This window comes from Psychroserpens ponticola, from assembly GCF_023556315.2.
GTDB classification, from domain to species: domain Bacteria; phylum Bacteroidota; class Bacteroidia; order Flavobacteriales; family Flavobacteriaceae; genus Psychroserpens; species Psychroserpens ponticola.
Genome location: NZ_CP116221.1, coordinates 3,300,538 through 3,324,624, shown reverse-complemented (window position 1 = coordinate 3,324,624; position 24,087 = coordinate 3,300,538). Strand labels below are relative to the sequence as shown.

Here is a 24,087-nt window from a genome sequence, read left to right as displayed (position 1 = left end):
TTTGGACTAAACTGCTTGTTAATTGTTTTTTCAACAAGAACTATAATTACTTAAAACTTATTTCCATGCTAAATAAAAGCATCAAATTTTTAATAGAAAATAAACTAGTAGCTGTTTTGTTACTAACGTTATTTGTGGCTTGGGGTGTTGTAAATGCGCCTTTTGAATGGAATACAGGCTCATTTCCGCGAAATCCTGTAGCAGTAGATGCTATACCAGATATTGGCGAAAATCAACAAATTGTATTCACTAAATGGGATGGTCGTTCACCACAAGATATTGAAGACCAAATTACTTATCCACTAACTACATCACTACTTGGTATACCAGGTGTAAAAACTATTCGTAGTTCTTCGATGTTTGGATTCTCTAGTATCTACATCATATTTGAAGAAGATATCGAATTCTACTGGAGCCGAAGCCGAATACTTGAGAAGTTAAATTCGCTACCAGCAGGACTTTTACCAGATGGTGTAAATCCGGCATTAGGACCAGACGCTACAGGATTGGGACAAATATATTGGTATACTCTAGAAGGTCGTGATGAAAACGGAAATGTAACTGGTGGTTGGGATTTGCAGGAACTGCGAAGTATTCAAGATTTCTATGTAAAATATGCACTGTCTTCAGCAAGTGGTGTTTCTGAAGTCGCCTCAATTGGTGGTTATGTTTTGGAATACCAAGTAGATGTCAACCCCGAGTTGATGAAGCAGTATAAAATCGGTTTAAATGAAGTTGTAAAAGCAGTTAAACAAAGTAATAAGGATGTTGGCGCACAGACTTTGGAAATCAATCAAGCGGAATATCTGATACGTGGTTTGGGATATGTCAAATCCATCGCTGATCTGGAAAACGCTGTAGTAACATCAGAAAATTTTACCTCAATACGCTTAAAGGATATTGCAAAAGTTTCCCACGGTCCAGCAACAAGAAGAGGCCTTTTAGATAAAGAAGGTGCCGAAGTTGTGGGAGGAGTTGTTGTGGCGCGATACGGCGCTAACCCAATGGAGGTCATCAATAACGTTAAAGAGAAAATAAGTGAATTAAGTTCAGGCTTGCCCTCTAAAACATTAAGTGACGGTAGAACATCACAACTTACCGTTGTTCCCTTTTATGACAGAACAGAACTTATACAAGAAACATTAGACACACTTGACGAAGCGCTGTCATTAGAGATTCTTATAACCATTTTTGTAATCATTATGATGGTGTTCAATTTAAGAGCTTCGTTATTGATTTCGGGATTATTACCTGTTGCGGTATTAATGGTTTTTATTTCAATGAAGCTGTTTAATGTAGACGCCAATATTGTGGCCTTGTCAGGTATCGCCATTGCTATCGGAACAATGGTCGATGTAGGTGTTATTCTTACAGAAAATGTGCTTCGGCATATTGATGAAAATGATGAAAACCTGCCAATGAACGCGGTAGTGTACAATGCAACTGCCGAAGTTTCTGGGGCAATATTGACAGCGGTACTAACCACAATTATAAGTTTTATTCCTGTATTCACGATGATAGGCGCTGAAGGGAAATTGTTTCGACCATTGGCTTTTACCAAAACGGCTGCTCTAACAGCATCCCTAATTGTGGCCTTATTTTTAATCCCACCGTTCGCAGCATATTTATTTAAAAAGCGTAACATAAAGACTTCTTTTAGTTATATGCTAAATGGAGCAATGATTATTTTAGGTATTGTATCCCTTATTTTTGGATATCCGCTAGGATTAATATTAGTAGCGTTTGGTGTAGTGGGTATCCTCTTGTTAAAGGAAATGATTACCTCAAAACGCGCCAATACTATCAACATATTTGTATCAGCTTTTGCCATTATATTCTTATTGGCAGAGTATTGGAGACCGCTTGGCGTAGACCGAAGTATTCTTATAAATTTGATTTTCGTAGGTCTTATCTGTTTTGGTCTTCTAGGTGTATTCACACTTTTCAGAAAGTATTATGTGCGTATTTTAAATTGGGCATTACGGAATAAGCTGTTGTTTCTTTCCCTGCCCACCGCCATTATAATTTTTGGGGTATTGATTATGAAAAATACAGGTAAGGAGTTTATGCCATCCCTTAATGAAGGTTCTTTCCTGCTGATGCCTACCTCGATGCCTCACGCGGGTGTTGAAGAGAACAAACGAGTACTACAACAATTGGATATGGCTGTGGCCAGTATTCCTGAAATCGAAACGGTAGTAGGTAAATCTGGTCGTACAGAATCTGCATTAGATCCAGCGCCATTATCAATGTATGAAAATGTCATTCAGTATAAATCTGAATACATTCTAAATGAGAATAGAAAAAGGCAACGTTTTAAAGTAGACGATGACGGACTTTTTATTCTGAAAGACGGAAGTTTAGTTGTTAACCCAAATAGTGAAATCAATGAAGGAGCAGATTATGATCTTTCCAAAATTAAAGATCCATTTTCAGTTCATCGTTCACAACTGATACCAGATGATGATGGCGAATACTTTAGAAACTGGCGACCTGAAATTGAGTCCCCGGATGATATTTGGAAGGAAATTGTTAGAGTTACAAAGCTACCGGGAGTTACTTCAGCACCTAAATTACAACCTATCGAAACACGTTTGGTAATGCTTCAAACGGGTATGCGAGCACCAATGGGTATTAAGGTTAAAGGACAAGATTTAAGAGAGATTGAAGCCTTTGGAGTAAAACTGGAAAACATCCTAAAAGAAGCAGATGGAGTAAAAGATGAAGCTGTTTTTGCTGACCGTATTGTAGGTAAACCATATCTATTATTGGATATTGACAGAGAGCGATTGGCGCGTTATGGTGTTACCATAGAAGAAGTTCAACAAATTATACAAATATCTGTGGGTGGAATGGTTCTTACGCAAACTGTTGAAGGCAGGGAACGTTACGGTATTCGAGTGCGCTACCCAAGGGAATTAAGGGCAAATCCTAATGATTTAAAAGACATCTATGTGCCTGTTGAAAAAGGAAGCCCAGTTCCATTAAGCGAGCTTGTTACTATTAGATATGAGCAAGGACCACAAGTGATAAAAAGTGAAGATACATTTTTAGTCGGCTACGTTCTATTTGATAAAATAGATGGTTTTGCCGAAGTAGATGTGGTGGAAAATGCACAAGCCCTTATCCAATCAAAAATCGATAGTGGAGAACTTATCGTTCCTAAAGGGATTAACTATCGCTTTACAGGTACTTATGAAAATCAATTACGGGCAGAAAAAACACTTGGTGTCGTTGTGCCTCTGGCTCTAGCAATAATTTTTCTTATTCTCTATTTCCAGTTCCGATCCGTTGGCACATCATTAATGGTATTCACGGGAATTGCTGTGGCTTTTGCTGGAGGGTTTTTAATGATTTGGTTTTATGGTCAAGATTGGTTCTTAAACTTCAACTTTTTTGGGGAGAATTTACGAGACCTATTTCAAATGCACACCATTAATTTAAGTGTCGCCGTTTGGGTTGGTTTTATCGCCCTTTTCGGTATTGCAACCGATGATGGTGTGGTTATGGCAACTTATCTGACCCAAACCTTCGATAGAAATACACCAGAAACAAAACAGGAAATAAGGGCATCTGTAGTGGAGGCAGGAGAAAAACGAATACGTCCATGTTTAATGACAACAGCAACTACCATTCTTGCACTGTTACCAGTATTAACGTCAACAGGCAGAGGTAGTGATATCATGATTCCAATGGCAATTCCATCATTTGGGGGGATGTTAATTGCACTTGTAACCCTGTTTGTTGTACCAGTCTTATTTAGCTGGAAACAAGAATTTCAATTAAAAAGAGCGACAAAATGAGATATATAATTTTAATAGGACTTGTTTTTTTCGCTTTCGCGGAAGTAAATGCACAAGATTTAGCATCCTATATTCAGGAAGCAGAAAAGAACAATCCTGAAATTCAAGCTTTTGAATTACGCTATAATATAGCTGAAGAAAAGGTAAACGAGGTAAACACATTCCCTAATACAGAAGTAAGCGCAGGTTATTTTGTAAGTGAACCCGAAACACGAACAGGAGCACAACGTGCACGGTTTTCTGTAAAACAAATGTTGCCTTGGTTTGGCACCATCACAGCTAGAGAGAACTATGCAAGTTCTGTTGCGGAAACTCAATATATGGACATAACAATTGCTAAAAGAAAACTGGCACTATCGGTATCACAGTCCTATTATAAACTGTATGCCATACGGGCGAAACAGCTTGTTCTAGATGAAAACATTGAGCTCTTGGAAACCTATGAACGCCTTGCATTAACCTCATTAGAGGTTGGCAAAGCATCTGCGGTTGATGTGCTTCGGCTTCAGATTAGACAGAACGAATTGGTTCAGCAAAAAGAAGTGTTAGAACAAGATTATTTGGCGGAGCAAGCGGTATTCAATAATCTCTTAAATCGTGATGAAAATATTGCTGTAGTGGTAGTAAATCAAATGATAGTTCCAGAAGAGGACGTGCTTGTTTTGACTGACAACCTTCAGCTTAATCCAGAACTTATTAAGTACGATAAATTATATGAATCTATTGAAGAAGCCGAATTATTGAACCAAAAAGAGAGTGCCCCCAATATTGGTTTTGGTTTGGATTATGTGCCTGTGTCAGAACGTCCAGATATGAGTTTCATTGATAATGGAAAAGACATTGTAATGCCTATGGTTTCAATTTCTATCCCAATTTTTAATAATAAATATAAGTCTATCACAAAACAAAATGAGCTAAAACAATTAGAAATAAATTCTCAAAAGGAAGATAGGTTAAACAAACTTGAAACACTCTTGGCACAAGCTCAATACAATCGAAATTCAACTAGGATTATGTTTAATGTTCAGACCGATAATTTAAAGCAGGCTAACGATGCAGAAGAGATTCTTATTAAGAATTATGAGACTGGTACTATTGATTTTAATGATGTGCTGGATGTGCAAGAGTTACAACTCAAATTTCAAATCAATTTAATAGAATCCACTAAAGGATACTATCTCGAGTCTGCTTTAATAAATTATTTAGTAAATAAATAAAATGAAAACAATTAATACAATTCTTCTATTATTATTGGCCCCATACACATTTGCCCAAGTAGGGACAAACGGTGAGGACAGAAACGAAGAAGGACGAATAATAAAGGAATACAACCTTACTATAGAGAAAAATGAAATGACACTTGGTGGTGTTACTGCCAATGCAATGACCATCAATGGTAGTATTCCTGGACCTGTTTTGGAATTTAATGAAGGAGACCTTGCCATAATAAATGTTACCAATAAAATGGATCAAGAAACTTCAGTGCATTGGCACGGATTGATACTTCCCAACTTTTACGATGGCGTTCCCTATTTAACCACACCACCAATAAAGCCTGGCACAACATTTCAGTACAGAATTCCAATCAATCAATCGGGAACATATTGGTACCATTCCCACACAATGCTACAAGAACAAAAAGGTGTTTATGGGTCTATTGTCATTCAACCAGAAGAAAAAACATTGGGATATGATAAAGATTTAGTCGTGGTATTGTCAGATTGGACCAATGAAAAACCAATGAATATATTACGAAACCTTAAAAGAGGTAACGAGTGGTATCAAGTTAAAAAAGGTACAGCAGTGCCATTAAGTAGAGTCATTTCAGAAGGTGCATTTGGTGCTCAACTTAAATTTTGGAGAGACCGTATGGAAGGAGCTGATATTGCTGACATTTATTACCCCGCATTTTTGTCCAACGGTAAAAAACTGGCAGAGTATCCAGAATTTACGGCTGGCGAAAAAGTAAGGCTTCGCTTTATCAACGCATCGGCTTCTACCTATTATTGGATGGACTTTGGCGGAGGTAACCCAATGTTGGTTTCCAGTGATGGTGTTGATGTGCAACCCGTTTCCAAAAGCAGATTTCTCTTTGGCATAGCCGAAACGTATGATGTAATTATCACTATTCCGGAAGGAACCATAGAAATTACCGCAACCGCTCAAGATGGTTCAGGTCATACCTCTATACAGTTAGGTAATGGCACTCTTTACCCAGCCAAAAGAATTGATAGACCTGATAAGGTAGCGATGATGAAGCAAATGGCAACAATGGATATGAAAATGGGAGCACCTGCAATGGTTGGAAACAAGAAGAAGAATACACCCGAAGTTTTAATGCAGAAGTATGGAATGAAGATGAATATGAAGGACGGCGAGATGAAAATGGGGATGAACGATAAGATGTCGATGAAAGATGGCAAAATGAATGACCAAATGGATATGAAGATGGATGATACAATGGGAATGAAAAAAGACTCGATGTCAATGAGCCATAATGGAGCATCAAATAAAATGGAAGGTCATATGCACAATATGCCAATGATGCAGAAGGATTCTACTTCTTTTGATTATGAAGAGCGAAAGACCTACTTCAACTATGATTTTTTAGAGGCAAAAGAAAAAACCGAATTTAGGGCAGATTTACCGGTAAATGAACTGCTACTTAACCTAACAGGCAATATGAATCGCTATGTGTGGAGTATGAATGGTGTGCCATTATCAGAAACCGATAAGATAAATATAAAAGGAGGCGAGGTAACCAGAATTACGTTGAATAACTTAACTATGATGCACCATCCAATGCACTTGCACGGTCATTACTTCAGGGTCATCAACGAAAATGGCGAACGCTCACCATTAAAGCATACAGTGAACGTACCACCAATGCAGAAAGTTATTATTGAATTTTATAACGAAGAGTATGGCGATTGGTTCTTTCATTGTCACGTATTGTACCATATGATGGGTGGTATGGCAAGAGTGTTTAGTTACGATACCCCAAGGGATGAAAGAATGGAAGATTACCCAGTTCAGAAACTTATCGATGAGACAGACCATTATTATTCGTGGGGATTGGCTCGTGCAGGTTCAAATTTTAATGAACTCTTTTTAACGTCGAGCAATATCCGAAATGAATTTGGTTTGAGAACAGAGTTCGATTACGACCAAAATCTTGAAGCCGAAATAAGTTATAATAGGTATCTGAACGATTGGGTACGTGTTTATGCAGGAGTAAATACCGAAACGTCAACACCAGATTCTTACGATACATTTAATACCGTAGGATTGGTTGGTGTAAAATATTTTACACCTTATAGATTTAATGTAGATGTGAGTATGGACCATCAGCTACGCCCAAGAATACGTTTGGACAGAGAATTATTGATTTTTCCAAGAATTTTTCTGGAAGGCGAATACGAATACAGAGCAGATTTTGGATGGGTCAATGATTTAGAGAATAACAAATCATTTGAAAGTGAAACACAATGGTTAGTAGGGGTTGCATACATTCTTTCGCGTAATTTTTCAATCCAAGCTAACTACAATAACCGATATGGATTGGGTGGTGGACTATTAGCAAGATTTTAAATAACTAAAAAATAAAAAGATGAACTATTATTTTAATAAGACAATCAATGGAACTTTTGAAGAGGTCATCGAGAAAGTGACACAAGGATTAAAGGAAGAAGGTTTTGGAATCCTTACAGAAATTGATGTAACAAAAACCCTAAAGAAAAAACTGGATATAGACTTTAAAAAGTATAGGATACTTGGGGCTTGCAATCCGCCTTATGCACATAAAGCTTTGCAAGCGGAAGATAAAATTGGAACGATGTTGCCCTGCAATGTCATAGTACAGGAAATTGAAGCTGGCGTCATCGAAGTTGCAGCTGTAAACCCAATGGCATCAATGCAGGCTGTGGAAAACGAAAAATTGAATGATGTTGCTAGTGAAATAACAGCAATGCTGAAAAACGTCATTGAAAAATTATAAGACACTTATCAAAAATCAGTAATAACAATTAATAAACACAAACTTAAATTATAACAAAATGAAAAAATCAAAATTATCAATAGGGATTATAGCAATAGCACTTGTAAGCTTTACAGTGACATCTTGCAAAGACAATAAACAAGATGAGAAAAGTGCAAAAGAAGACCATTCAGAAATGAACCACGATAATACCGATGGTCATCACGATGGCAATAAAAAAGAAATGGCGATGGGTGGAGAGGGTAATTCCCAAACCATTTTAAATGACTACTTCAATCTTAAAGATGCTCTAGTATCAGATGATAATGCTAAGGCCAAAGACCTTGGTGCAACTCTAGCAACGAGTTTAGAGAATCTTGATGTTTCATCAAATTTTTCAGATACACAAAAAGCCGATTTAAAGGATATTATTGAAGATGCAGTAGAGCACGCAGAGCATATTTCTGAAAGTGATATAGCCCACCAACGTGAGCATTTCAAAATATTGAGTAAAGATGTAACTGATATGGTTGCTATTACAGGAACAGAAGACACTTTATATGAACAGTTTTGCCCAATGTATGATGGCGGAAGCGCTTGGCTAAGTATGAGTAAAGATGTTAAAAACCCTTACTATGGAAGCAAAATGTTGAAATGTGGTAAGGTGCAAAAAGAGATTAACTAAATGAAGGTAGTAAAGATCATAGCATTGGTTTTATTGATAGCGTTAGTTGGAATTCAGTTTATTCCCACAACACGCAACCAAAGTGATACTGTTCCTTCTACCGATTTTATGCTGGTTAATAATGTTCCAGAAACTATTCAAAAAAAGATACAGGTATCCTGCTATGATTGCCACAGTAATAACACCCAATATCCTTGGTATAATAGGATTCAACCCGTTGCTTGGTTTTTAGAAGATCATATTAAAGAAGGAAAAACTGAACTCAACTTCAACGAATGGGATTCTTTATCCAGTCGAAGAAAGAAAAGCAAGTTACGGTCTATTATCAAACAGATTGAAAGTGATGAAATGCCTTTGGACTCTTACACCTTGATTCATAAAGATGCAAAGTTTTCAGAAGCAGAAACAAAAGAAATAATCAATTGGGTCACAAAATTAAAAGACAGTTTATAATTAATATTTAAAATCTAAAAAATGAAAAACTTAAAAATGAGTATAGCAGCAATGCTATTGTTAGCAGTATCTTTTACTTATGCACAAGATGGACATAATCATGATCATAGTAAAATGGAACATAGTAAAATGAAGAAAAATAATGATGCTAAAGCAGAAGTAATCCTTACCGATTACTTCAATTTAAAAGACGCATTAGTAGCAGATGATGCAAAAAAAGCAGCTGAAGCTGGTTCTAAATTAGTAAACTCTTTTAAAGCCTTTGATAAAACTGCCTATACAGGTGAAGAACAAATGGAGCTTGTCGAAATTATTGAAGATGCAATGGAACACGCAGAGCATATTGCAAAAAGTGAACTCGATCATCAAAGAGAGCATTTCAAAACATTAAGCAAAGACATAACTGACATGATTGCTATTACAGGAACTGAAAACACACTCTACCAACAGTTTTGTCCAATGTACGATAAAGGTAGTGCTTGGTTAAGTATAAGTGATGAAGTAAGAAATCCATACTATGGTAACAAAATGCTTAAATGTGGAAAAGTGCAAAAGGAGATTACCAATTAGAGTAAGCTCAAATGGGAAATCAATGAGATATCAATTTCATAAAGAAGAAATAGAACTTTTCATTGTTGAAAGTTTATAAGTTGAAAATTTACTTTTTATGGTTCTATAAAAGTCCTAGTTCGGGAAGGGTGTAATGTTATGGTATATGTAAATCCCTTCCCTTATTAGGCACAAGATAATTGAAAAAAAAGTTGATTTGGTTAATAGCAGCCTGAACATAGGAGAGAGAATAAATCCCTATAATTAAATCATCAGTATCCCTCTCTCTTCCTGTGTCAGGCAAATAAAAACTTTTGAAAAGGAGAAGTTTAGTGAAGAGTACTTGATTATGAGAAGTAAGCATTTTTGATGTAAAATAGTTTTAGTTGCAAGCTTCTCATTCTCAGGTATTATTTAATAAGTTGAATTGCTTTAATTAAATTATAGAAACTAACAAGATTAATGAAAGAATGTTGTAAAAGTGGATGTGGCAAAAAAACAAAACAGACTAACCTAAAAAAGTGGTTTAATTATATATTATATACAATCATTGCAGTAATTGTTATTGGAGCATTAATACTACAAATATTTAGTTAAGAAAATAGAAGACAATTATAATAACTTAAAATTGAATTTATGAATACCCTAAAAACAACAACACTAATAATGATTCTTTTTGTAACGGTCACAAATGGGCAAACTAAAAAAAACAGTACTAGCGATTATGAAGCAGTATTAACAGTAATGAAAGCCTACAAAGATGCATTACAAAACTTAACGATCGAGGGAACATTTGAATTGTTCACAGAAGATTCCAAGGTGTTTGAATCAGGAGGTGTAGAAGGCACCTATGCACATTACATAGAGCATCATTTAGGCCCAGAATTGGGACACTTTAAAAACTTTACATTTTCAGATTATGAAATCGATGTTCAGGTTGATGGCATTTATGCGTTTACAACAGAAACGTATGTTTATACCATTGTATTAAAACCCAATGAGGAAGGTGAAAGTAGAACTATAGCTAAGAAAGGAGTGGCAACTTCCATTCTAAAGAAAATAGATGAAAAATGGAAAATCATTAAAACACATTCTTCTTCAAGAAATAAAAAATAAAATCATATGAAACATCTATAACTAAACCCTGATACCCAAGGGAATAATTAAATGGATGTACCATGTAACCATTGAAAAACAATAAATATAAACACATGAAACTACGAATTCTTTTTACTCTATTGTTATGCGCTCTTCTTTTTACGTCTTGTAAGCAAGATAAAAAAGAAACCAAAATAATTCCAGAGCAATCACAAACTGAAACTACATCAAAGCCGTCAAAGAAAATATTAAGTCCACATACTTCAACTATGGCAATGATAGGTGATGCTCATATTCATATCGACTATTCATCACCTGGAGTTAGAGATAGAATAATATTTGGTGGATTGTTGGCTTACAATCAGGTGTGGCAAGCTGGCGCACATAATGCAACTTGGTTAGAAACCAATAAAGATTTAACCATTGAAGGAAAAGAGTTCAAAGCTGGCAAATACGGATTTTTTGTAATTCCTAATGAGGAAGAATGGACAATCATTTTCAATACCAATTGGGATCAACACGGGAAAGATGAATATGACGAGAAAGATGATGTATTGCAATTTAAAGTAACCCCTAAAATTTCCGAAGAAGTTCAGGAACATTTAGAATATAAGATAATAAAGACTTCCGATGTATCAGGTACAATGAGTTTGAGTTGGGAGAAGGTTGTTGTTGAATTTCCATTTGAAGTAAATTAAAATGGTAAAAAGAAAGACAGCAATAAAAATTAGAAAAGCACATCGTTATTTGGGCTTCTTTTTAGGTATTCAATTTTTGATGTGGACTATTAGTGGAATGTATTTCAGTTGGACGGATATTGATGAGATTCACGGTGACCAATTTAAAAAAGAAATTACAGAACAAACAGCATTTAATAACTTGATTGCTACATCTGAGTTAGAAAATGAGCAAAGCATTAAATCTTTAGAGCTATTAGAAATTGATAACAAACCTTATTATTGGATTAATGAAGCAACACTTTATAATGCACTTACAGGAGAAAAGAAAGGTGAACTTACAGAACAGGAAGCAATTAAAGTAGCAGAGCGCTATATGTTGGCTGATCTAGAATTTGATAAAATACAAAGGATTGAAACTGTAGGCGATCATCACGAGTATCGCGGAAGACCATTGCCAGCTTATGAGATTTCATATAAAACTGATGAAAATCTTAAGGCTTATGTGGCAATTGAAAATGGAGCTTTTCAAACAGTACGTCATCGAGATTGGCGCTGGTTTGACTTTCTCTGGATGACGCATACGATGGATTATCAAGGGCGAGACAATTTTAATACAATAGTTCTAAGAGCTTTTTCACTTTTAGGATTAATAACAGTACTCAGCGGGTTTTTACTTTGGTATACAAGTTCGCCTACTGTTAGAAAAATAAATAAAAAGACAAAAACTAAAAAATAAATATTATGAATAAAAACACCATTTATATAGGTGTTGCATTGATTGTTGGCCTGTTAGGCGGCTTTCTAATATTCGGTGGAAATTCTGCGGATAAGGCGACAAATAATCTTAAAGATAACCACGAGCATTCAGAAGAAATTGCTTCTGACCAAATGTGGACTTGTTCTATGCACCCTCAAATTATGAAAAATGAGCCAGGTGATTGTCCCATTTGTGGGATGGAATTAATCCCTGCTGATACTGGTGCTGATGGTCTTAATGCCAACGAAATTAAAATGACCGAAAATGCGATGGCTTTGGCTAATATCCAAACATCTGTTGTGGGACAAGGACAAATGGAAGATAATTCGTTAAAGTTGTCTGGTAAGATTATGACTAACGAAGAGTCTAATGCAGTACAAGTCACTTATTTTGGTGGAAGAATTGAAAAACTTTATGTTAATTCTACTGGAGAACGTGTTGGTGCAGGACAACGTTTAGCAACCATTTACTCACCAGAGTTAGTTGCCGCACAGCAAGAATTGCTTACAGCTTCATCTCTAAAAGAATCACAGCCGGAACTTTACAAAGCTGTGAGAAATAAACTTAAGCTATGGAAACTTTCAGAAAAGCAAATTAACGCTATTGAAAACGCTGGAAAGGTACAAGAGAACTTTCCGGTGTTTGCAACGGTTTCTGGGACTGTAATTCATAAAATGGTAGAAGAAGGTGACTATGTAAAACAGGGTCAACCATTATATAAAATCGCAAATTTTAATACCGTTTGGGCAGAATTCGATGCTTATGAAAATCAAATAGCTTTATTAAAAGAAGGACAATCTATTAAAGTCACTACAAATGCTTATCGAAATGAAGTCTTTGATGCAAAAATCTCATTTATAGATCCACTATTAAATTCTGCAACCAGAACAATAGTAGTGAGAGCTGTGTTAAATAATAAAAAAGACAAGTTTAAACCGGGAATGTTTGTTGAAGGCAAAGTTGAAGGAATTCAATCAAGTTCTAAAAGTACAGTTACTGTTCCAGCTACTGCTGTTATGTGGACAGGTGAACGCTCTGTTGTCTATATTAAAACAAAGCCAAATGAGTCTGTTTTTGAAATGAGAGAAGTTCTATTAGGCAATGCCAATGGTGATAGCTACACCATTCTTGAAGGTCTTGAAAATGGAGATGAAGTGGTAACTAACGGAACATTTACGGTAGATGCAGCAGCCCAATTACAGGGTAAAAAATCTATGATGAACGCCGAAGGAGGTAAAACGACAACTGGACACGAAGGACATTTAGGAATGCAAGGAGATAATGCTGAAGACAAAATGGATGAAACTAATCATTCACAAATGAACGAAAGGATTGAAGTTTCAAACAAATTTCAAAACCAGTTAAAGCAGGTTTTTGATGATTACATTCTTTTAAAAGATGCTTTGGTTAATGATAATAATAATGAGGCACAAATAGCTGCGAAAAACATAGGAAAGAATTTAGCAAAAGTAGACATGAAGCTGCTTAAGGACGAGAAAGCGCATAACCACTGGATGACTATTCAAAAAGAGTTGAGAACTTCTGCCAATGCTATTCAAAACAGTCCAGAAATAGCAACACAAAGAGGACATTTCAAGCACCTTTCAGCACATATGATAAGTAGCGTAAAGCTTTTTGGAATTAACCAAAAAGTATTCAGTGAGTTTTGTCCTATGGCAGATAATAACAAAGGTGCTTATTGGTTGAGTATAGAAAAAGAAATTCGCAACCCATATTATGGTGAAGCAATGTTAACCTGTGGTGAAGTAAAAGCCGAATTTAATTAGATATTAGTATGTATGCAGATTATTTATAAGTATAAGTTATAATTAAAAATATCATGACAAAAGTTAAAACTATTTTAGATCGTTCAATAATTGCCTTCAAATTATTATCGAAAGGTAATGCCATTATTGTTTTTGAAAACCTTTTAACGCGCTTTTATTCTGATAAAGTATCCATAGGTTTTCAAAGAATTAGCACTAAAGAATTCAATAGTCCAAAATCTAAGATTAAGGTATCAATTCGTTTATTTGAAAAATCAGATTTTGGTACACTAAATGAGTCTTATAGACATAAAAGGTTAATCAATGAAAATATAAAACATTGCTATTCAGCAATTGATAATGAAGATAATGTTTGTTATAGACAATGGTTAATAGGGTTTAAAGAGAATGATAAAATCAAGAACTATTTTGGTGAATTATTCCCTAGGTTGAATAATGGCGAGGCCTTAGTTGAAGGCGTCTTTACTAATCCAGATTACAGGGGATTTGGTATAATGCCATTTGCGATGTCTGAGATTGCAGAATTAGGGTTTAGGATAGGGTATAAAAAGATAATAGTATTTGTCGATAGAGAAAACATCCCATCATTGAAAGGGTGCATTCGTTCTGGTTTCGAACCTTATATCATTATGAGGAAAAAGTGGAGATTCGGTATAAGAAAAGTTGTATTTGAAGAACTTTCAAATGAAGTCAAGGAGTACATTAATACTTTTTCAAAAAATAATCTCATAGAAGATGAATCTTTCTAAAATAATAGTAAGATGATGAGCGATAGTAGAAGGAATCGAAGGAAGAATAAAAGAAATAAGCATCAATTGAAAAGTGATATATCAAGAAAAGATAAAATTATTGGCATACTAGCAATAATAATAATTGTCATATTAGCAGCCGCTATGGCCTATTATTATTCTCTTTCAAAAGCAGGCATGACATTGTTTTAAATCATATATAATATGAGCGAGATTATCTACATAAAAAATATGGTTTGTCCAAGATGTACCTCGGCAGTATCCAACATTTTACAAGAACTGGCTATTCCATATGGCTCAATTAAATTAGGAGAGGTTGAATTAACAACGCCTTTAAGTGAGGAAACTAAAAGCATTTTTTCTAAAGCACTTCAAGATTCTGGCTTCAGCTTAATTAATGATCGTAAAAGTCAACTTATTGAACAAATGAAAACTTTGGTTGTAGATAAAATCTATCACTCAACTGATGAGCTAAATATAAAGTGGGCAGACTATTTAAGTGAAAAATTACATCTTGATTATAAATATTTAAGTTCCCTATTCTCGTCGGTAGAAAGTATCACATTCGAGCAGTACATCATAAACCAGAAAATTGAACGCACTAAAGAACTCATAGTTTACGATGAGTTAACCTTAAGTGAAATAGCTCATATCTTGAACTATAGTAGTGTCGCCTATTTAAGCAATCAGTTTAAAAAGATAACAGGAATGACACCCACACAGTTTAAAAAATCTGTGAATAAAAACCGAAAATCTTTGGATGATATCTAATGAAAATCAGAAACACTTGTTCACCAATTCAAGAAAAGAAAGCTGTTTTTAAAAAGCCAACTCTTAAAAGTGAAGTAGTTGTTTTTCTATAACTCGCAAAAAAACAATACATTAGGAAATGCAAACTGAAGAAGAAATACTAGAAATAAAAAAGGTAAAAAATACCGCAGTCCGAACTGTGGTTTTACGCCATCTATTAAGCCAAGAAAAAGCCCAATCACTAAAAGATATTGAAAACGCATTAGCTTATACAGACAGGAGTTCTATTTTTAGAACATTAAAAACCTTTGAGGAAAACAAAGTCATCCATAGCATTGAAGATGGCTCTGGAATGACCAAATATGCTATTTGCGCCGAAGGCTGTAACTGTGACCCAAAGGATTTGCACTACCATTTTTATTGTACAAACTGCGATAAAACATTCTGCCTTTTTGATGTTCCAATTCCCAAAATTCAACTTCCTAAAAACTTCAAACTACAACAGGCAAATATGGTCGTAAAAGGTTTATGCGATAATTGCAACAAATAATCTTTGCAATCGAGTTGCACTAAAAGCAATTTACATTTGTACTATTCTTAAAAACAGAATTAGCAAATGGCAAAAGCATTTTTAACTTCATTATTTTTCGCTATATCATTTATTTCCTTCGCACAGAACAGCGATATTTCTATTTTCATTACTGATGCAGAAACCAACGAGCCATTACCTGGAGCAACCGTTTATTTCGAGGAATTTGAAAAAGGAGCGATTACTGATTTTAACGGTATTGCAAAGTTTACAGAAATTCCGAACGGAAACCATATCCTCAAAATTTCATACGTAGGTTTTAAAACCATAGAAACAACTATTGAAGTTGGCGCAAAAAAAACGTTCACTTTCAAACTTAAACCTGGCGGAAATGAACTGGACGAAGTAGTCATACAATCTTCACGAAGTACGAGGACCGTCAAGAAAATTCCAACGAGAATAGAATTTATTGGAGCAGAGGAATTAGGCGAAAAAGCGGTTATGAATCCTACAAATATTTCAATGGTGCTTCGTGAAAGTACAGGAATACAAATGCAACAAACCTCATTAAGTAGTGGAAATACAAATATTAGAATTCAGGGTTTGGATGGCCGATACACACAACTTTTAAGAGACGGATTTCCTTTATATAGTGGTTTTTCCAGCGGTTTAAGTATTTTACAAATTCCGCCATTAGACTTAAAGCAATTTGAAATCATTAAAGGAAGTTCTTCAACACTCTATGGTGGTGGAGCTATTGCTGGTTTGATAAATATGGTATCTAAAACACCTGACGAAGAACCTACTCTGAATATTATGTTGACCCAAACACAGGCATTGGGAAGTACAGCGAATGTATTTTACAGCAAACGGAATGAAAAGTTTGGAATTTCTCTATACGGTTCTGGTCATTACCAAAAAGCGTATGACCCAGAAGATGATGGTTTTAGCAATCTGCCAAAAACTACTTCGTTGTCTTTTAACCCCAAATTCTTTTATTATCCTTCAGAAAAAACAACTTTTTGGATAGGACTAAATGGTACTTATGATGACAGAATTGGTGGCGACATCACAAAAATTGAAAGTGGAGAAAATGGAATCCATCAATATACCGAAGAAAATATCTCAAAAAGATTGAGCGGTCAAGCAGTTTATCAAACTCAAATAGATTCGGTAAGCACTTTAAATATCAAAAATAGTATATCGTTTTTCGATAGAAAACTTACAATTCCAGATTTTAGTTTTGATGGTAAACAAACCAATACATTCACAGAAATTACATATCAAAGAGCATCTCAAAAAACAGACTGGATTTTTGGTGCAAATTTATACTCATCAAATTTTGATGAAAATAATAATGCAGCATTACAACGCGACCAAAAAGACCTTACCTATGGAATGTTTGTCAACAACATTTACGACATTTCAGATAATTGGATTTTAGAAACAGGATTAAGAGCAGACTACAATACGGATTTCGGTTTTTTTCCGCTACCAAGGATTTCCTTACTTTATAAGAATAATAGCGGATTTTCAAGCAGAATTGGTGGTGGTTTAGGCTATAAAATTCCTGATATTTTTACAGAAGAAGCTGAAAATATAAATTTTGAAAATGTTCTCGCCATAGATAAAGCTGTACTTAAAGCCGAACGTTCTAATGGTGTTAATTTTGATATGAACTACCAAACAAGGTTATTCGATGCGGTAGGTTTTAGCGTTAACCAACTCTTCTACGTTTCAGCTATTAACAAAGGACTATTATTAAATTCAACAAATGATGGGTTTTTTACGTTTGAAAATGCAACCGACAAAATAATAAGCAAAGGAGCGGAAACTAATATCAAGTTTACATACAAAGATTTTAGATGGTTTATAAACTACGCACTCATTGACACAAAACTGAACTATTTGGCAGGAAATCCGCAAAAACCACTCACAGCAAAATACAACGCAGGTAGCATTTTGATGTACGAATCTGATAAATGGCGAATAGGTTATGAAACTTTTTACACAGGAAAGCAGTTTTTGTCTAACGGCACAGAAACGACGGATTTTGTTACAATGGGTTTTGTGGCAATACGAAATTTCAAATGGGGAACAACCTTTGTAAATTTTGAAAACTTTACAGACAGAAGACAAAGTAGGTTTTCACCTTTGGTTTTACCACCACACGACAATCCCGTTTTTCCCGAAATATATGCACCAACGGATGGCTTTATTTTTAGTATAGGAGTAATTATCAAACCTTTTGGTAACGAAGACAATGATTAAATATGAAAAAAACAGTATTTGAAATATCTAAAATGGACTGTCCTTCAGAGGAAAATTTAATCCGAATGAAATTGGATGGGATTTCGAGTATAGCGAATCTCGATTTTGATATTACTAACCGAAAACTGACCGTTTTTCACCAAGGTCAAATTGAGGAAATAGAACAATCAATTTTACAACTTAATTTAGGCGCAAAATTATTGACAACAGAAGAAATAGACCAAATCGAATTCAAAGAAGAAACAAATCAAAAAAAATTACTTTGGACAGTTCTCGCAATCAACTTTGCTTTTTTTATTATTGAAATGACAACTGGCTTCATTTCAAAATCAATGGGACTTGTTGCGGACAGTTTGGATATGTTAGCAGACAGTTTCGTTTACGGAATTAGTTTGTTTGCTGTTGGTAGAACGTTGATTAAAAAAAAGCGGATTGCAAAACTTGCTGGATATTTCCAAATCACACTCGCGATTATCGGATTTTTAGAAGTTTTAAGGAGATTCTTTAATGAAGAAAAACTACCTAATTTTTCGACAATGATTATCGTTTCTATTTTTGCTCTTATCGCAAATGGAATTTGTTTGTACTTGCTTCAAAAATCGAAAAGTAAAGACGAAGCTCATATGAAAGCAAGTATGATTTTTACCTCAAATGATGTAATAATCAATACAGGTGTAATAATTGCTGGACTTTTAGTCTACTGGTTAAATTCCAATAAACCAGATTTGATTATAGGAACGATTGTCTTTGTTTTGGTAATTCAGGGTGCATTTAGGATACTTAAATTGAGTAAGTGAACTAAGACTAATTACAACAAAGACGTGTGTAAAACATAGTGCGAGTTGTTGAAAAAACTGATGGCTCGTGCATTTTGAGAATAAGAAAAATTTGGTTTGTATTTATCCGAAACGGAATTGCTTTTTAACAACACTACTTAACATATACAAGACAATTAAGCAAAGTAATCGCAACAACTTAATAATTAAGACGTTAATTTATTATGAAAAATTATAAAATATTGTTTTTTGTTATCAGTTCATCAATTTTTGTGGCTTGTGGTACAGATGATAACAACACTGAAGAACCTACGACTGAAAACTTCATTTTCGAAGACGGATTTGAAACCCAAAATGATTTGCTAGATGAATTGTTTCCTTCAAACGGTACAAGATGGTCCACAATACAACAAACCGACCCTTCAAATGCTATTAATGAAATTTCTATAACGAATGCAGAATTTACTGAGGGACAAAATGCACTTCGTTTTCTTGCATATCAATCGGATTCGCAATTATCAAAAATAGATATTGAGAAGAACGGATTAAATATAAAATCAGGAGATGAGGTAACAATAACAACTGATTTCTACATAACCGGAACTGAATCTTTGGAAAATTTATTGCTCATTGATTTAGAATGTTGTTCTTGTTGGGACCCTTCGGTTGGCGACAATTACGGTTCGGAAAATCAATGTCCTGGAGTTAGACTTATAATGTCTGGAGGTAATGATTATCTTTCCATAGAAAGAGGGAAAATATCAGGGACTACCTTACAACAAACTAATTTCGCGTTTCCAAGAAACCAATGGGTTTCGGTACAATGGGAAATGACTATGTCTGATACTGAAAACGGACTTAATAGATTACTTATTAACGGAACAGAAGTTATCAATGAAAGTGCTATGAATATGCCCAATGCACAGATTTTTAGTGATGTATTTACAAATCAAGGAATTGATTTCACTTTACAAGAACCTACCTTTTACGAACGTGTACAAATTGGTGCAACAGCTAATCCTACTGCGGGTAATATTGAATTATTTGTTGATAATTTTTCAATTAAAGTGGAGTAAAACTTTCTATTGCATAGAATTCATTGAACCCTATTTCCATAAAATCACTATTAACAAACCAAACTCTGTTAATAGTATGGGATATCAGCAAATTCTACAAATCATTCAGCATATTACGTAACACATTATAGTCTTTTAATCCTGAAATTTGTAGTGTACAAATAAGAATAGAATTATGGAGACAATTAACGTATTTGAAACCAAAGAAAAGAACCATAAACAGGGAATAAAAGAATCATTTCCCGTTACAGGAATGACCTGTGCATCTTGTGCAGCGAGCGTTGAATCTGTATTAAAACACACAGAAGGTGTATTTGATGCAAGCGTCAATTTCGCAAATAGTTCTGTTCTTGTGGAATACGATAAGGAGTTGAGTCCAAATCAAATTCAAAACGCGCTTCGTGAGGTAGGTTATGATATTATCATAGATGCAGAAAACCCTTCAGAAGTACAACAAGAACTTCAGCAGAAGCACTACCAAGATATAAAATACCGTACCATCTGGTCAGCTATTCTTACTCTTCCAATTTTTATTTTAGGAATGTTTTTTATGCAATGGGAACCTGGGAAATGGATATCCTTGGCATTAACTATTCCTATCTTATTTTGGTTTGGGCGCAGCTTTTTTATCAATGCTTATAAGCAAACCAAATACGGTAAAGCAAATATGGATTCCTTGGTAGCCCTGAGTACCGGAATCGCTTTTTTGTTTAGTATATTCAATACGTTTTTTCCTGAATTTTGGTTGAGTCGAGGTATAGAGCCTCATGTCTATTATGAAGCAGCAACGGTAATTATTACATTTATTTCGTTGGGAAAACTATTGGAAGAAAAGGCAAAGTCAAATACTTCTTCGGCTATTAAAAAGCTGATGGGGTTACAGCCTAAAACTTTAAAAATTATTGAGAATGGAGAAGAGAAGGAAATTCCCATTTCATCAGTACAAGTTGGTCAAACTATTTTGGTTCGTCCAGGAGAAAAGATTCCTGTAGATGGAAAAGTTTCCAAAGGAAGCTCGTATGTAGATGAAAGTATGATTACAGGAGAGCCTGTTCCAGTAGAAAAATCAAAGGGTGAAAAAGTTTTCGCAGGTACTGTAAACCAAAAAGGAAGTTTTCAATTTACTGCCGAAAAAGTAGGTGGAGAAACCTTGTTGTCCCAAATCATTAAAATGGTTCAGGAAGCGCAAGGTAGCAAAGCACCTGTACAAAAACTGGTCGACAAAATTGCAGGAATATTTGTTCCTGTTGTTCTAGGGATATCTATCATTACGTTCATCGTTTGGATGTCTGTAGGAGGCGATAATGGATTTTCACAAGCCTTATTAACTTCTGTAGCAGTATTGGTTATTGCTTGTCCTTGTGCATTAGGATTGGCAACACCAACCGCCATAATGGTGGGTATTGGCAAAGGAGCTGAAAATAATATTCTCATTAAAGATGCCGAAAGTTTAGAGCTCGGTCATAAAGTGAATGCTGTCATTCTTGATAAAACAGGCACAATTACAGAAGGAAAACCATTAGTAACTGATATCCTTTGGAGGGATAAACTTGAAAATGACAATGAATACAAGGAAATTCTTTTGGCTATCGAGTCACAATCAGAACATCCTTTGGCGGAAGCAGTGGTCAACCATTTAAAGGAACAAAATATTGAACAAGCTGAAATTGTTTCCTTCGAAAGTATTACAGGCAAAGGTGTTCAAGCTGAAAACAGAAACGGTTCAAAATATTATGTAGGTAACCATAAATTAATGCTTGAGAAAAATATTGAAATTGAATCTTCTTTAATGCAAACAGCAGAAAGTCTCGAAGAGCAGGCTAAAACGGTTATATTCTTTGGTAATGAAAAACAAGTGCTGGCGATACTCGCCATTGCAGACAAGATTAAGGAAACTTCAAAAAAGGCTATAGAAACTCTTCAAGAAAGAGGAATCGAAGTCTATATGCTTACAGGAGATAATAATAAAACCGCAGCTGCTGTAGCAAAACAGGTAGGAATATCAAATTACCAAGGAGAAGTAATGCCTTCGGACAAAGCTGCTTTTGTTGAAAAATTACAAGCAGAAGGGAAAATAGTGGCGATGGTTGGCGATGGCATCAACGATTCTCACGCTTTAGCCCAGGCTAATGTAAGTATTGCCATGGGTAAAGGTTCGGACATAGCAATGGATGTAGCAAAAATGACGTTGATAACGTCAGATTTGCAATCCATTCCAAAAGCATTGGAACTGTCAAAAAGAACCGTGTTGGGCATACGTCAGAATCTATTTTGGGCATTCATTTATAATATTATCGGTATTCCTATTGCAGCAGGAGTGTTGTATCCCATAAATGGGTTTTTATTAGACCCAATGATTGCTGGAATGGCAATGGCGTTCAGCAGCGTATCTGTAGTTGCAAATAGTTTAAGACTTAAACGAATAAAACTTTAACATTAATAATAAATTCAAATACAATGAAAACTTTAAAATTTAAAACAAATATCAATTGTGGTGGGTGTGTATCAAAAGTGACCCCCTTTTTAAACAAACAAGAGGGAGTAGAACGTTGGAAAGTGGATACCACTAATCCAGATAAAATTCTAACTATTGAAAGCGACGGTGCTACCGAAGAAGATGTAAAGGCTACATTGCAAAAAGTTGGGTTCAAGGCTGAATCTGTAGATTAATACTTTCGTTATAATATGGTCTATATTTTAATTTTTGTGGTGATTCTTCTGTTTACTATTCATTTTTATCGAAAAGCGAAACGGCATAGCGTAAAGTCATTTCCAGAGCATTGGAACAAATTATTAATGGAGAATGTTCTCTATTACCAGAATCTTTCAGAAGACAAGCAACTTGTTTTTCAGCAACGAATGATGCAATTTTTAAGTGAAGTTTATATAGATGGTGTGCAGTGTGAATTAGAAGAATTAGACAAAATTTTAATTGCAGCTAGTGCGGTAATTCCTGTTTTTGGCTTTAAAGAATGGCACTACACCAATTTAAGTGGCATCCTCTTATATCCAGATAATTTTAATGAGGATATGGGATTTAGCAGTAAAGATAACTCACGAAATATCGGCGGATTAGTCGGAAATGGACGTTTTGAGAAACAAATGATTTTATCAAAAAAAGCATTGTATCATGGTTTTAATAATACAAGTGATAAAAGCAATACAGGTATACACGAATTTGTACATCTTATAGATAAGTTAGATGATAGAACAGATGGTGTGCCAGAGCGACTATTAGAGCATCAATATGCAATACCTTGGTTAAATTTAATCCATAAAGAAATGGAAGCGATAAATGATAACCATTCTGATATCCGAAAATATGGAGGCACAAATCAGGCAGAATTCTTTGCAGTAGCCTCAGAATATTTCTTCGAGCGTCCAGATTTGTTTAAAAAGAAGCATCCTGAACTATATAAAATGTTAGGTGAGTGTTTTAAACAGAAGCCAAATCATTAAGTATAATAAGCTATATTATATATTCCGTAAGGATATACTAACTTAGCCTATTCTGCGCATTATCGATATATTTTTAATACTACTCTCCTCTTTAATATAAAACAAAGTATTCAATATGCATATATTGTGAAAATGAACTTGATATAAAAAAATTACCACTTACTTTGCAATGTTTAAATTAAATACTGCAAGAAGCTAATTTGTTTTAAAGATTTATAATAACAAATTTCTATAATTCTAGCATTAAATAGTTCGACATTTTCTCTGTAAGCTTTAAAAAATAAGAGTAGTTTTTTTAGTTATACACTAGTTTTTTATAAATTCACATTAGATGTAGTATTTTGATTTACTTTTAAATGTTTTGAAAATATTTGTTCCAAATTTGTACTGTTTACAAATGAGGGTTCATGAATACTAGTGAGTCACTTTCTGTATTGGAATATGATGATATGTTGGATTGAAAATCGAATGTTAGCGGTCTAATTTATTCTAAATATTACTGTTTAAAGTCTTAGGTTTTTAATAAGTTTTCAAATAGATTAACCGATTGGTTCGAGAATAGGTCAATGTAGTGTACAATATGAAAGCTAACTTTAACGAGTTGGCTTTTTTTTGTGGAGTATTTTAAATAAAAAAAGCTTCCCAAGTTAATGGAAAGCTTTTTCAGGCTAATTCAAATTGCTATAAAA

General features: G+C 34.6%; 20 protein-coding genes. All 20 read left to right on the top strand.

Going from position 1 to position 24,087, the window contains the following annotated elements; all coding sequences use genetic code 11:
- Nucleotides 1-65: 65 nt before the first annotated feature.
- Nucleotides 66-3,803 carry an efflux RND transporter permease subunit gene (locus MUN68_RS14610; protein ID WP_249993573.1) on the top strand — a complete coding sequence of 1,246 codons (3,738 nt, stop codon included), beginning with the start codon at nucleotides 66-68 and terminating at the stop codon, nucleotides 3,801-3,803.
- The gene (locus MUN68_RS14605; protein ID WP_249993575.1) at nucleotides 3,800-5,020 is read left to right on the top strand and encodes a TolC family protein; all 1,221 of its coding nucleotides are present in this window, start codon (nucleotides 3,800-3,802) and stop codon (nucleotides 5,018-5,020) included. Before MUN68_RS14610 ends, MUN68_RS14605 begins: the two co-directional genes overlap by 4 nt.
- A 1-nt stretch (nucleotide 5,021) precedes the next feature.
- Nucleotides 5,022-7,394: a multicopper oxidase domain-containing protein gene (locus MUN68_RS14600; RefSeq protein WP_249993577.1), complete on the top strand. Its 2,373-nt coding sequence runs from the start codon at nucleotides 5,022-5,024 to the stop codon at nucleotides 7,392-7,394.
- A gap of 19 nt (nucleotides 7,395-7,413) precedes the next feature.
- Nucleotides 7,414-7,800, top strand: coding sequence for a DUF302 domain-containing protein (locus MUN68_RS14595; protein WP_249993579.1), 387 nt, complete (start codon nucleotides 7,414-7,416; stop codon nucleotides 7,798-7,800).
- Between the two features lie 58 nt (nucleotides 7,801-7,858).
- Nucleotides 7,859-8,464 (top strand): DUF3347 domain-containing protein, encoded by a 606-nt coding sequence (locus tag MUN68_RS14590; RefSeq protein WP_249993581.1) that lies wholly within the window; start codon nucleotides 7,859-7,861, stop codon nucleotides 8,462-8,464.
- Nucleotides 8,465-8,917 carry a heme-binding domain-containing protein gene (locus MUN68_RS14585; protein ID WP_249993583.1) on the top strand — a complete coding sequence of 151 codons (453 nt, stop codon included), beginning with the start codon at nucleotides 8,465-8,467 and terminating at the stop codon, nucleotides 8,915-8,917. It abuts the gene before it with no gap.
- 21 nt (nucleotides 8,918-8,938) lie between these two features.
- A complete protein-coding gene (locus MUN68_RS14580; protein WP_249993585.1) occupies nucleotides 8,939-9,487 on the top strand; it encodes a DUF3347 domain-containing protein in 549 nt (182 codons plus the stop codon).
- Between the two features lie 615 nt (nucleotides 9,488-10,102).
- Nucleotides 10,103-10,582 (top strand): YybH family protein, encoded by a 480-nt coding sequence (locus tag MUN68_RS14575; protein WP_249993587.1) that lies wholly within the window; start codon nucleotides 10,103-10,105, stop codon nucleotides 10,580-10,582.
- Between the two features lie 95 nt (nucleotides 10,583-10,677).
- Nucleotides 10,678-11,262, top strand: coding sequence for a DUF2911 domain-containing protein (locus tag MUN68_RS14570; protein ID WP_249993589.1), 585 nt, complete (start codon nucleotides 10,678-10,680; stop codon nucleotides 11,260-11,262).
- Nucleotide 11,263: 1 nt separating this feature from the next.
- Nucleotides 11,264-11,980 (top strand): PepSY domain-containing protein, encoded by a 717-nt coding sequence (locus MUN68_RS14565; RefSeq protein WP_249993591.1) that lies wholly within the window; start codon nucleotides 11,264-11,266, stop codon nucleotides 11,978-11,980.
- Nucleotides 11,981-11,985: 5 nt separating this feature from the next.
- Nucleotides 11,986-13,788 carry an efflux RND transporter periplasmic adaptor subunit gene (locus MUN68_RS14560; protein ID WP_249993593.1) on the top strand — a complete coding sequence of 601 codons (1,803 nt, stop codon included), beginning with the start codon at nucleotides 11,986-11,988 and terminating at the stop codon, nucleotides 13,786-13,788.
- A gap of 53 nt (nucleotides 13,789-13,841) precedes the next feature.
- Nucleotides 13,842-14,537 carry a GNAT family N-acetyltransferase gene (locus MUN68_RS14555; protein ID WP_249993595.1) on the top strand — a complete coding sequence of 232 codons (696 nt, stop codon included), beginning with the start codon at nucleotides 13,842-13,844 and terminating at the stop codon, nucleotides 14,535-14,537.
- A gap of 204 nt (nucleotides 14,538-14,741) precedes the next feature.
- The gene (locus tag MUN68_RS14550) at nucleotides 14,742-15,308 is read left to right on the top strand and encodes a helix-turn-helix domain-containing protein (protein WP_249993597.1); all 567 of its coding nucleotides are present in this window, start codon (nucleotides 14,742-14,744) and stop codon (nucleotides 15,306-15,308) included.
- Between the two features lie 118 nt (nucleotides 15,309-15,426).
- Nucleotides 15,427-15,837, top strand: a complete 411-nt coding sequence (locus MUN68_RS14545; protein ID WP_249993600.1) for a Fur family transcriptional regulator — start codon at nucleotides 15,427-15,429, stop codon at nucleotides 15,835-15,837.
- A gap of 66 nt (nucleotides 15,838-15,903) precedes the next feature.
- Nucleotides 15,904-18,087, top strand: coding sequence for a TonB-dependent receptor (locus MUN68_RS14540; RefSeq protein WP_249993602.1), 2,184 nt, complete (start codon nucleotides 15,904-15,906; stop codon nucleotides 18,085-18,087).
- Nucleotides 18,088-18,089: 2 nt separating this feature from the next.
- The gene (locus MUN68_RS14535) at nucleotides 18,090-18,884 is read left to right on the top strand and encodes a cation transporter (RefSeq protein WP_249993603.1); all 795 of its coding nucleotides are present in this window, start codon (nucleotides 18,090-18,092) and stop codon (nucleotides 18,882-18,884) included.
- Nucleotides 18,885-19,087: 203 nt separating this feature from the next.
- On the top strand, nucleotides 19,088-19,939 hold the full coding sequence (locus tag MUN68_RS14530; protein WP_249993604.1) for a hypothetical protein: 852 nt from the start codon (nucleotides 19,088-19,090) through the stop codon (nucleotides 19,937-19,939).
- Between the two features lie 175 nt (nucleotides 19,940-20,114).
- Entirely contained in the window at nucleotides 20,115-22,373 is a 2,259-nt protein-coding gene (locus MUN68_RS14525; protein ID WP_249993605.1) for a heavy metal translocating P-type ATPase, read from the top strand.
- A gap of 23 nt (nucleotides 22,374-22,396) precedes the next feature.
- Nucleotides 22,397-22,609 (top strand): heavy-metal-associated domain-containing protein, encoded by a 213-nt coding sequence (locus MUN68_RS14520; protein ID WP_249993606.1) that lies wholly within the window; start codon nucleotides 22,397-22,399, stop codon nucleotides 22,607-22,609.
- Nucleotides 22,610-22,624: 15 nt separating this feature from the next.
- Entirely contained in the window at nucleotides 22,625-23,398 is a 774-nt protein-coding gene (locus MUN68_RS14515) for a M90 family metallopeptidase (RefSeq protein ID WP_249993607.1), read from the top strand.
- The last annotated feature ends 689 nt before the right edge of the window (nucleotides 23,399-24,087 follow it).